The organism is Mucilaginibacter flavus (genome assembly GCF_030409315.1).
Lineage (GTDB): Bacteria > Bacteroidota > Bacteroidia > Sphingobacteriales > Sphingobacteriaceae > Mucilaginibacter > Mucilaginibacter flavus.
The window spans coordinates 93,127-104,811 of sequence record NZ_JAUFPS010000025.1 but is presented as its reverse complement, the minus strand read 5'-3'; the positions used below and the strand labels follow the sequence as shown (position 1 = coordinate 104,811).

At 40.9% G+C, this 11,685-nt stretch carries 11 protein-coding genes; 9 read left to right on the top strand and 2 right to left on the bottom strand.

All coding sequences use genetic code 11. The features are described from left to right. Nucleotides 1-179: 179 nt before the first annotated feature. The gene (locus QWZ17_RS09810) at nt 180-1,121 is read right to left on the bottom strand and encodes a PLP-dependent cysteine synthase family protein (protein ID WP_290305013.1); all 942 of its coding nucleotides are present in this window, start codon (nt 1,119-1,121) and stop codon (nt 180-182) included. Between the two features lie 235 nt (nt 1,122-1,356). Next, nucleotides 1,357-1,680 (bottom strand): hypothetical protein, encoded by a 324-nt coding sequence (locus QWZ17_RS09805; protein ID WP_290305012.1) that lies wholly within the window; start codon nt 1,678-1,680, stop codon nt 1,357-1,359. Between the two features lie 51 nt (nt 1,681-1,731). Here QWZ17_RS09805 and QWZ17_RS09800 point away from each other — a divergent pair, with 51 nt between their 5' ends. The 9 genes from QWZ17_RS09800 (at nt 1,732) to QWZ17_RS09760 (ending at nt 11,555) form a co-directional block, all read left to right on the top strand. Beyond that, nucleotides 1,732-2,448 carry a YjjG family noncanonical pyrimidine nucleotidase gene (locus QWZ17_RS09800; RefSeq protein ID WP_290305011.1) on the top strand — a complete coding sequence of 239 codons (717 nt, stop codon included), beginning with the start codon at nt 1,732-1,734 and terminating at the stop codon, nt 2,446-2,448. Between the two features lie 101 nt (nt 2,449-2,549). Next, nucleotides 2,550-3,074: a DinB family protein gene (locus tag QWZ17_RS09795; RefSeq protein WP_290305010.1), complete on the top strand. Its 525-nt coding sequence runs from the start codon at nt 2,550-2,552 to the stop codon at nt 3,072-3,074. A gap of 259 nt (nt 3,075-3,333) precedes the next feature. Next, a complete protein-coding gene (locus QWZ17_RS09790; RefSeq protein WP_290305009.1) occupies nt 3,334-4,188 on the top strand; it encodes a UDP-2,3-diacylglucosamine diphosphatase in 855 nt (284 codons plus the stop codon). 233 nt (nt 4,189-4,421) lie between these two features. Continuing rightward, nucleotides 4,422-5,429, top strand: a complete 1,008-nt coding sequence (locus tag QWZ17_RS09785; protein ID WP_290305008.1) for a glycosyltransferase family protein — start codon at nt 4,422-4,424, stop codon at nt 5,427-5,429. Between the two features lie 43 nt (nt 5,430-5,472). Beyond that, nucleotides 5,473-6,459 carry a DUF6427 family protein gene (locus QWZ17_RS09780; protein ID WP_290305007.1) on the top strand — a complete coding sequence of 329 codons (987 nt, stop codon included), beginning with the start codon at nt 5,473-5,475 and terminating at the stop codon, nt 6,457-6,459. A gap of 223 nt (nt 6,460-6,682) precedes the next feature. Continuing rightward, on the top strand, nt 6,683-7,426 hold the full coding sequence (locus QWZ17_RS09775) for a type III pantothenate kinase (protein ID WP_290305006.1): 744 nt from the start codon (nt 6,683-6,685) through the stop codon (nt 7,424-7,426). After that, nucleotides 7,419-8,738: a BamG family beta-barrel-assembly machinery protein gene (bamG, locus tag QWZ17_RS09770; protein ID WP_290305005.1), complete on the top strand. Its 1,320-nt coding sequence runs from the start codon at nt 7,419-7,421 to the stop codon at nt 8,736-8,738. Before QWZ17_RS09775 ends, bamG begins: the two co-directional genes overlap by 8 nt. Before the next feature lie 28 nt (nt 8,739-8,766). Then, complete coding sequence (lptC, locus tag QWZ17_RS09765; protein WP_290305004.1) at nt 8,767-9,327, top strand: LPS export ABC transporter periplasmic protein LptC; 561 nt, start codon at nt 8,767-8,769, stop codon at nt 9,325-9,327. 95 nt (nt 9,328-9,422) lie between these two features. Next, nucleotides 9,423-11,555 carry a peptidylprolyl isomerase gene (locus tag QWZ17_RS09760; RefSeq protein WP_290305002.1) on the top strand — a complete coding sequence of 711 codons (2,133 nt, stop codon included), beginning with the start codon at nt 9,423-9,425 and terminating at the stop codon, nt 11,553-11,555. Nucleotides 11,556-11,685: the final 130 nt, after the last annotated feature.

The window sequence follows — 11,685 nt, the reverse complement described above, 5'->3', positions numbered from 1 at the left end:
TCTCAATTCATTAAATTGTCTAATCTTCGATTAGCAGATTATAAAAAAAGACTGTACCATTTGTTTTATGATACAGCCTCTTCCGCTATACAGCGCCGCCTCGCTACGCAAGCGATAGTGAGATATATTGGATTTGCACGCGGGAGACGCAAAATATCGCGTCTTTACATAAAAAATACTTAATCAAACAAGCCGCCCGCCAGGTATTTCATTCCCGAATCGCAGGCAACAGTAACTATGGTATGGCCGGGGCCCAGGACTTTGCCAATTTTAATGGCAGCACAAACGTTCATGCCGCTTGATGTGCCTGCAAAGATGCCTTCTTTAGCAGCCAATAGCTTGGCCATACTGCGGGCATCGGCTTCGTCTATGGCCATTACATCGGTGTAATTGTTTTTGTTAAGCAGGGGCGGTACAAAACCCACGCCTATGCCATCTACTTTGTGCGAGCCCTTTGTTCCCAATGAAATAAGTGGTGCCGATGCCGGCTCCAGGGCAATCACCTTGGTAGCCGGATTTGCTTCCCTTAACGCTAACGAAACTCCGGTAATCATACCCGCAGTACCTACGGCTGCACAAAATACATTAACAGGACCGTCGAGCTGGTTTAAAATTTCACGACCCATTACACGGTAACCTTCAAGGGCGTCGCGGTTTTCAAATTGGCGGGTGAGGTAAGCACCTTCCTGTTGGCTTATTTCACGGGCACGTTCAATCATCCGGGGAATGAGGTTGGGTGTGATCTTGCCGTTTTCGCTTGGGAATAATTCCAGGTCGGCACCAAACAGGCGCATGCTTTGCAGCTTCTCTTTAGCAAAGGCATCCGAAGAAACTACTTTAAATTTATACCCTTTTACACTGCAAACAAACGCCAGCGAAGTGCCGGTACTGCCACCTGTACACTCCACAACCGCCATGCCCGGTTTTAACGCGCCCCGCTTTTCGGCCTCTTCAATGATGGCCAGGGCCATGCGGTCTTTATATGATCCGGTGGGGTTATAGTATTCCAGCTTTACATATATCGATGCGCAGTTTTCAGGTACAATATTTTTGAGCTTTACCAATGGTGTGTTACCAATGGCGTTGCTGATATCATAATTATGCATTGATTGGGCTTTCATAAATAGTGATAGCTTATTGGTTTTATTATTAGGTTTTTGTAGTGCACAATATACTAAAATAACGAGGTGACTTACCCTGAAAAAAGTCTACGATTTTACCGAACGATACCGAAGTGTTTCACCGGAACGGGTCCATCCAGGCAAAATGATGAACAGCCGAGATCAGACTGAGATCAGGTTTACATTTTAGGTGATGATTAAGCCGCTATAATTAATAACCCTTATGGCTTGCCTTTCAAAAAGGCAAAGGATTTTTCTTGTCCAATGCTTTTGCAGCGACAATTATTAACTCAATTACTATGCTGTACAAAACGCAGCCAATCGTTATTCTCAGGCCTAATCCCCACCAACTGTTTAGCGTGTAGAATTTATCTAATACTTTAGACGGGAACAGTATAACGCTAAATATAAATTTTATAACAGGTAAGACTCTGGCAGAAAAAAAACCGGGGCCAAAACCGCTTTCTTCATCGCCAACTACTATTACCATCGATATAAATGCCATGATGCCCAACAGCAAAGCGGATAATAACAGACGGAGGTAGTTTATATTTTTCATTATCCTAAATTTGCAGTGGTTTAAAGTTAGCATTTAAATCAAATACAGGCTATGAAATCCCAACAACCCAACTACCCATCTAAAAAACATATCTTCTTTGATCTTGATCATACCATTTGGGATTTCGACAAAAATGCAGAAGAAGCCCTACATGAGCTTTACCATATTCACGGCCTGGCCAATATTGGTCTAAGCAGTCCCGATTTATTTATTGAAACGTATACCCGCAATAACCACCGCCTTTGGGCACAATATCACATTGGTGAAATTACCAAAGATGAGCTGCGTGAAGCGCGCTTTAAAAGCACTTTTACAGATCTTGGCCTGCACCCCGATTTGATGCCGGTTGATTTTGAGGATGCATATGTAAAGCTATGCCCTACAAAAACAAACCTGTTTCCGCACGCGCACGAAACGCTGGCTTATCTGCAAAATAAATACACCCTGCATTTGATCTCCAACGGTTTTAAAGATTCAACCCGTATTAAAGTAGCCGGTACCAACCTGTCGGGGTATTTTCAAAACATTATTATATCTGAAGATGTTGGCGTTAACAAACCCGATAAAGCCATTTTTCAGCACGCTATTGACCTGGCCGGCGCTACAAAAGATGAAAGCATCATGATAGGCGATAGTCTGGAGGCCGATATTTATGGCGCGCTTAACTTTGGTATGGAGGCTATATATTTTAACCCGTTCAACGCACCTAAACCAGCCGATGTAGCTGTGCAGATAAATCATTTAAAGGAATTGACGGAGATGTTTTAATGAAAAAGAGGTCAATTGCAATTGTGCAAACCATTAAGAATACTTTTCACAACTATATGTACATCTTCATTCAACTCACTTAAAAGCATTAACTTTGGTTTATGAGTTTTGCCCAGGAACGCCGTGCTATTGAAAAAGCCCTTGATAATTACCGGGCGCAGTTAGATGTTATTCCCGATGAGGAGTTTACCCAAACACCGCCCGATGGGGGCTGGTCCTTCGCCGAAGTATACAGCCATATTTTGCAGGCCACTTTAGCCTCGTCAATAGCCCTGGAGCGCTGTACCCATAGTAATTGCCAGCCTACAAACAAAGGCACCACGCTGGCGGGTAAAATTCTGCTGTTATTTGGCCGTTTTCCGCGGGTTGATGCCCCCGCTGTTGTTAACGAAAAAATGCCCGCCACCAAAATAAGTAAGGAGGATGCCAAAAACTTCATCATCAAATGCCGTAAGCGCATGGAAACTATTTTGCCGCTTGTGCCCGCGGCCAATAAAACAAGCAGGTATAAGCACCCGCGCCTGGGCATGTTAAATGCAGGGCAGTGGTTTAAGTTTATTCGCATCCATTTGCAGCATCATTTAAAGCAATTACAACGGGTAAAAATAAAATTATCGGCCGCGTGAAACCTTTTACATTTAACAGAGTCTTAACATCATAATAATGTTGATTTTCTGATATTTGTAAAAATCATTTGTGATGAATTTTGAGTACGCGTATTTGGTTGTTATAGCTTTATTGCTGCTGGTTGGTATTTTTTATGCCAGCCCATATGAATTGAATGTTAATGAAGAAGACGACGACGAATAATCGTTTCTTAAATTATTTACCTGCTTATACTCACCGGCAAATTTTGCCGGTCGGGAATTTAACCCCCAAACTTTAATGGCAAAACGTGAAGTAGATATCGTAGTAATATCTGACGTGCACCTGGGTACTTACGGGTGTCACTCCAAAGAATTGCTTAAATATTTAAAAAGCATTAAGCCCAAAACGCTTATCCTTAATGGCGACATTATTGATATATGGCAATTCAGCAAATCGTACTGGCCAGAAGCGCATATGAAGGTGGTGCGCCGTATTCTTAAATTTGTTACTGATGGGGTTCCTGTATATTACCTAACTGGTAACCATGATGAAATGCTGCGTAAGTTTGCCGATTTTGATTTAGGATCATTCAAGCTGCTTAACAAAGTAGTTTTAAATATTGATGGTAAACGCGCCTGGATATTTCATGGCGATGTATTTGATGTTACCATGCAGCACTCCAAATGGCTGGCCAAATTGGGCGCGGTAGGGTATGATACCCTTATCCTCATCAATAGCATGACCAATTGGCTGCTTACCGCTATGGGCCGCCAAAAAATGAGTTTTTCGCAAAAGGTGAAAGCCCGTTTCAAAGAAGCAGTTAAATTCATTAATCAGTTTGAACAAACCGCGGCCGACCTTGCCGTTGATAAAAATTACCAATACGTAATTTGCGGGCACATTCACCATGCCGAGATCCGCACGATAGAAAACACTGATAAAACAGGATCGGTACTTTACCTAAACTCGGGCGACTGGGTAGAAAGTCTTACCTCACTTGAATATCAAAACGGTAACTGGACCATCTTCAAATACAGCCCCGACGATTTTAATACCGATGCCGACGAAGACGACAAAACCGACGCCGAAGACCTTGACGCCAAAATGGATGTTAAAAGCCTGCTGGAAAGGTTTAAGCAAGAGCCTTCTTAAAAAAGAATCAAGAGATTAGAGTCAAGAATCAAGATGGGAACCTCAGCTTTACAGGCACGGGATTTTTACGTTATTAAAGAAAAATAAAATCGTTTTCAAAAAGGGCATCAGCAAATAGTAATTTGTTTATTAACTTGAGGCCGTAATTTTAATTAAAGTCCATGGGTTTGTAATTGAGCTAATTTTTGTCTTGATTCTTGACTCTTGGTTCTTGACTCCACCCTACTGCACTAATGAAAATATTGTTTGCCATACAAGGAACCGGTAACGGGCACATTAGCCGGGCGCGGGAAATTGTGCCTTTACTACAACAATACGGCGAGGTTGATTTGCTGGTTAGCGGCACTGAAGCCGAAGTATCCCTATCGCAACCACTTAAGTACAGGTTTCACGGGGTTAGCTTTGTGTTTGGCACCAATGGCGGCGTTGATAACTGGGCCACCTGGAAAATCATGAACCTGCGTCGCTTTATCCGCGACTGCTGGACTCTTCCTTTAAAACAATACGATTTAATTATTAACGATTTTGAACCCGTAAGTGCCTGGGCCTGTAAATTACAGCGGGTAAAAGCGGTATCGTTAAGTCACCAATGTTCTTTTGTATCGCCCAACAGCCCGCGGCCAGCAAAAAAAGATCCGTTCGCGCAATGGTTGTTAAAAAATTATTCGCCAACGGCCTACCATGTAGGGTTTCATTTTGAAAGATATGATAGCTTTATCAATACCCCGGTCATCCGCAGCGAGATAAGGCAGATGGAAACCTCCAACCTGGGGCATTATACCGTTTACTTGCCGGCTTATGACGATAAAACACTGTTGAAACACTTAGGGGCTGCAAAAGATGTAAAATGGCAGGTTTTTTCTAAACGGCAAAAGGCACCTTACGTATCGGGCAATGTAGAAATCTTCCCGGTAAATAATGAGGCATTTAATAAAAGCCTGGCAAGCTGCACAGGGCTGCTTACCGGTGGCGGTTTTGAAGGCCCGGCCGAGGCTTTGTTCCTGGGCAAAAAGGTAATGATGATACCCATGAAGGGCCAATATGAGCAGCAATGCAACGCGCTGTCTGCATCAAAATTAGGGGTGCCTGTAGTAGCCGAAATTAATGATCAGTTTGGCGTTCACCTCCATAAATGGATCAACGATGATAAAAAGATAGTAGTTGATTTTCCCGACGAGACGGCCCAGATAGTTGATAATTTGGTAAAGACTTATGCAAAACCACAAAGCATTATAGTGTAATGCGGTTTTTGTACTAATTTTACCCCGCAAATTATCGCCCTATATGATCCAGGTTTTCCGGTCTTTTAATCCTTTGAATGTTTTGTGGCTGGTGTTTGTGCTGTTGCTTACGCGGGTAGGCTACCTCTTTAACATTCCGGATAAGGTTGAATTTGTTTTTGTTGAACCATTTGCGCGCCTGTTGGTGCCGGTTGCGTATGAGTATGTTTTTTCGCCGGCAGTTAACATGTTGCTGGCGGCGGTGTTGGTTTTTATACAGGCATTACTGGTTAATTATTTGGTAAACCACTATAATTTATTGGGTAAGCCTACCTTTTTGCCGGCGTTAATGTATGTAACGCTTTCGGGCCTGTTTTCGCCGTTTTTGATCCTGAGCCCGCCCCTTATTTGCAATTTTTTGCTGATATGGATGCTATTTAAATTCATGACCTTGTATAAAGGTGATGATGCCAAATCAATAACCTATGATGCCGGCATGATAGTGGCATTGGGTTCGCTTTTTTATTTCCCGTTCATCTACATGTTTTTAGCCATATGGATAGCGCTTATCCTGTTCAGGCCTTTTAACTGGCGTGAGTGGGTTTCTGGCGTTTTGGGCTATGGCACCATATTTTTCTTTTTGGCCGTGTTTTATTATCTTAACGATAGAATCAATAAGTTTTACCTTATCTGGCTGCCATTAGGAAAAAAATTTCCGGATCATATCAGCATCAACTCCTACAATTACCTGCTGCTTATCCCGGTTATTATGATCCTGGCATTGTGTTTTTTTAAGCTGCAGCAAAACTTCTTTAAAAGCTACGTGCAAATCCGTAAATCATTCCAGCTGTTATTTTTTATTTTCCTGATAGCGGCCTTTTCTTTTTATGTAAACGCGGCATTTCATATCAATCACTTTGTGTTGTGTATAGCCCCCGCCGCTGTATTTTTTGCGTATTACTTTTTGTACTCAACTAAAAAGTGGTTTTACGAAAGCCTGTTTTTGCTGCTGTTAATCAGTATCGTGTACTTTCAGTTTAACAAATTTTAACTTTTGCATTCGCCCAAATTTCGGCGGTTATGTTAGTTTTGTACCGTGAAATTATTAGTAAGCGGGTTTTTAAATATACGCTAAACTAATAAGGGGTGGATCATACTGTTTAAGATGTTGCCGCAGCAGGGAAGTTTTTGTAATGTTATTAATTACGCGATAAAATAAATCAAATGAAATTGGGTGTAGTTATATTTTCCGCCTCTAATTTAGTTAGGCTTTGATGACACACCTGGTTATAGATATCGGTAATACTTTAACCAAAGTAGCGGTTTTTGAACTGGATCAATTGGTACAGGTAAACCAGTTTGAGATAGTTGAGGCAGATTATTTTTATGAATTGCTTGATAAGTATAAGGTTACCAGGGCTATAGTATCATCTGTAAAAAAAAATACAGAAGCCTGGCTAACTGATTTAGAGGCGAAGGTTCCCCTGGTTTATTTTAATAATTTGATGACCAGCGGCATCAAAAACCATTACCTAACGCCGGGTACTTTAGGTACCGATAGATTGGCCGCTGTAATAGGGGCAAGCCATTTATATCCGGGTCAAAATAGCCTGGTTATTACAGGAGGCACCTGCATTACCTATGATTATGTAGATAGTGGCGCTAATTATTTTGGAGGCAGTATATCACCCGGTTTAAATATGCGTTATAAGGCAGTAAATAATTATACGGCCGGCTTACCGCTTATAAACGCCGATACTGATTTTAATGCGGCATACGGTAACAATACAGAAACCGCGATACGCTCAGGCGTACAAAACGGTATAAAATATGAGTTAACCGGTTTTATAGAAAGTTATAAAGCGGTTAATAATCAGCTAAATATAGTACTAAGCGGGGGCGATAGTATTTTTTTTGATAGGCTGTTAAAAAATAGCATCTTTGCCCCCTATATAAAAAACGAACCTTATTTGGTTTTAAAAGGATTAAACGCAGCTATACAAAAGCATAATGATTAAATATACCCGGTTTTTTTTAACACTTTTATTTGCTGTTAGTTCGCTTGCAGCGTTTTCACAGGCCACTACAAGTTCTCCGTATTCCAGGTTTGGTTTGGGTGATTTCTCTTCGCAGGCAGCGCCTCAAAATATTGGTATAGGCGGTATAGGCGTAGCTACCAACAGGATAAGCTTATTTAACAACATCAATGTTATTAACCCTGCTTCATACGCGGCTATCGGCATCACCACTATTGATGTTGGTGTTTACAGCAATTTTGTAACCTTTAACCAAACAGGTCAATCTGCCCAAACCGATAAAAACTTCAGGCTTAGCCACGTGGCATTTGGTATACCGGTTTCAAAACATTCGGCACTAAGTTTTGGTTTGTTGCCTTACAGCGAGCGCGGTTACAACTATAAAAAATCGGTTAATAATTTCGGTACAAGTTCGCCGGCAGATACCAGCGTTACCAATTATAATTACAGCGGTAATGGTGGCTTATCAAAAGCTTATATAGGTTACGGTTTCACTGTAGCAAAGCATTTGTTATTAGGTGGTAATGTATCATACATATTTGGTAACCTTAAAGACGTAAGCACTGTAGAATCACCTGGTTTGACTGGCTTTTTAAATACAAAAACAGAGCAAAGCAATGCTATTGGTGGTTTAAATTATGATTACGGCGCGCAATACTCAGTTGATTTCTCCGAAAGCAAACACCTCATATTCGGTTATTCTGCTTCGGTGGGCTCAAAACTTGGTTCAACAAGCAGTTATATTGTAAGTCATTATACTAATGATGCATCCGGAAATCCTAATATTGCTGTTGATAGTGTGATTAATAAACAAGGTGCAAAAGGAAAATTAACGTTGCCGGCTATCAACCGGTTTGGTGTCTCGTTCCAAAATGATGGCAAGTTTTTAGTTGGTGCCGACTATTCAATGGGTAAATGGTCTGACTTAAGCATCAGCGGTGTAAACCAGGGCTTGCAAAATAGCCGTACTTTTAATGTTGGCGCGCAATACACCCCAAACATCAATACCATACGTAATTACCTGGCTACTGTTGATTACCGTATTGGTGGTATTTACGATGAAACTTATATGGTGGTTAACAATACCCGTATTAAAAGATATGCCGTTACCGCCGGTTTAGGTTTACCTTTGCGCCCTGCACAAGATGGTCTTAGTTTTTACAAAATAAACATCGCTGCTGAAGTTGGTGTGCGTGGTACATTAGCGAACGGGCTGGTAAAAGAAAATTATGTTAACCTGCACCTTGGCTTCGTTATTAACGACAGGTGGTTCCGTAAATATAAATTCGATTAAGCAGACGATGTATAACAGCAGGGTAAATATGAGGGGCTTAGGCCTGCTGCTATTGCCCCTGCTTGCACTTTTTATATCGTCGTGCGAAAATGATTTGAATAAGGTTAAAGAGATTGCTGCAACACAGAGCGGCGATGTTGTTTCGCCAACTACCGGTGTAGATATGATCATGAGCGATTCTGCAAAGGTGCAGTTTCACTTAACGGCTGCTCTCATGCTGCAATATCAAACCCAAAAGCCCTATAAATTACTTCCCAAAGGCGTAAAAATTATTTTTTACGATAAAACAACTCAAAAAGAATCGGGAAACATCATAGCCGACACAGGTATTATGCCTGATGATCAAAAGCTGATAGAGTTTCGAAAAAACGTGGTGGCAACCAATATTAAAGGCGAAACCTACAAATCTGACGAGTTGTTTTGGGATCAGCAAACTAAAAAAGTATACTCTCATAAACCGGTGCAGGTAATTATGGCAGGTGGTAATGTAATGAATGGTGATAGCTTTGAAAGCGACGATAAATTTTTGCATCCTACACTAAAAAGCAGTACTGGCGTATTTCACGTTGATGAAAAAGTGACACAATAATGTTGTTTTTTTCAGGAAAATTTTGTGTTATAGAATTTTACTAAAAATTGTATCTTGCGCCCTCTTTTAAAAGAATATAAAATTATAAGAAGTATATGGGTATAATGGGTTTCTTGCGCGATCGAATGGGGAAAATTCTCGCATTCTTTATCGGTTTCGCGCTTCTTGCTTTTATTATAAGCGAGGTTGTAAGATCAGGTGGTTCCTTTTTTAGGGACGACAATAATCAACTTGCTGTTGTAAACGGCGAAAAAGTTCCGTTGGATAAGTTTAACAGGCTTTTCGATCAAAATACAAATCAATTCAAACAGCAATCGGGCCAGGCAATATCAGGCCAGATCACCAGCTACATACAGGAAACTACCTGGAACCAGTTGTTGAGCGATCTTTTGCTAAAAAAAGAGATTGAAAAATTGGGATTAGTAGTTGGTACTGACGAAAGTACGGCTATGGTTAGCGGTAATAGTCCAGACCCGCAGATCGCAAGCCAGTTCAGAGATCCTCAAACAGGTTCATTTGATCGTAACAGACTTAACCAGGCATTAAGTTATTTAGCATCTGCTAAAGCAGATACTGCGCAAAAAAATCAATGGGCCCAGTTTTTAACCCAGGTATTTGAAGCTAAGCAAAAGACCAAATATGTAACTATGGTTACCAATGGTTTATACGTAAACTCATTAGAGGCTAATGATGATTACCAGGCAAAAAATAAACTGGTAAGCTTTAAATACGCTACGCTTGATTACGCGTCTATCCCGGATTCGAAAATTACTTTGACCGATGCTGATTATAGCGCTTACTATGATGCTCATAAAGCGGAATTTAAAAACCCACAGGAAACCCGCACTTTTGAATATATAAGCTTTAATGCTGCAGCATCAAAAGAGGACAGCGCGGCCATTAAAACCGACATTACCAAATTGGCCGATAGCCTTAAAGTGAGCACCAATGATTCGCTTTTTGTACAAATCAATTCTGAAACTAAAACTCCGCTGGCTTTCCAAAAGAAGGGGACGCTTGATCCTAAATTGGATACCTTAATGTTCAATTCGGCAAAAGGTTTTGTTTATGGCCCGTATGTATCAAATGGCAGCTACAAATTAGCGAAGCTAAGTGACGTAAAAACTACATTTGATTCGGTTAAAACCAAGCATATTTTAATTAGTCCGCAAACAGCCGGTGGTTTGGATAAAGCTATAGCTAAAGCTGATTCAATTAAAAAATTGATTCAGGGTGGCAAATCGTTTGCAGATATGGCTAACATGTACTCGACAGATAGGGCCAGCGCGACTAAAGGTGGCGATATCCCTGCATTTGACGTAAATGGCGCTATGGGTGCTGGTCAGGGTCAAATAGCTGCTGAGTACACAAATGCTGCTTTTAAAGCAAAAAAAGGTGATTTGGTTATTGCAACATCACAATTTGGTGTTCACCTGATTGAGGTAGAAGATCAAAAAGGATCAATCAAAGTGGTAAAAGTAGCTCTTGTTGATAAACCTATACAGGCAAGCAGCAAAACGCAAACTGTTGCTTACAGCAAAGCTCAGAAGTTTTTAGCCTCTTTAACTAAAGATAACTATGATGCCGAGGCAGCGAAAGAGGGTTTAAAGCCTCGTAACGCCGAGGATGTTGCGGGTACATCATCAAGCTTGCCAGGTTTAGAAAACGCGCGTGATGTAGTTAGATGGGCTTACAAGGCCGATAAAGGCGACATTAGCGACAAAGTATTTACCGTTGGCGATCAATACCTGGTAACACGCTTAACCGAAATTAAACCAAAAGGCACTTTGTCTTTAGATGCTGTTAAAAAACAAATTAAGCCAGCCGTTCTTAACGAAGTAAAAGGCAAACAACTGGATGAGAAATTCCAGGCTGCTTTAAACGGAGCTTCTTCTATTGATCAGGTTGCGCAAAAAGCGGGTACAAAAGCTGTTCCGGTTCAAAATATTGTGTTTGCTAACCCAATTATTCCGGGTCAGTCTGCCGAGTATAAAGTTGTAGGTTCTGTATTTGGTTCACAGCCAAATAAATTATCGAAACCTGTTAATGGCGCACAAGGTGTATTTGTATACACTGTTGACGGCTTTACCAATCCAGCGCCGCTTACTAACAACATCAGGCAAAAACAACAGATCGCGCAAACGTTGTTACAACGCGCCGATGGTTTAGTGTTAGAAGCATTGAAAGATAATGCCAATGTAAAAGATAACAGGGCTAAAGTATTATAGTATAAAATAAAGTAATTTTACATCCGGGAGCAGGAAACTGTGTCCCGGATTTTTTTTGTAATGAATTTTAAGGTTAATCAACCACTGCGAATAAACCTCTGGTGAATTTTGAGCATAGAGGTGGCAAATT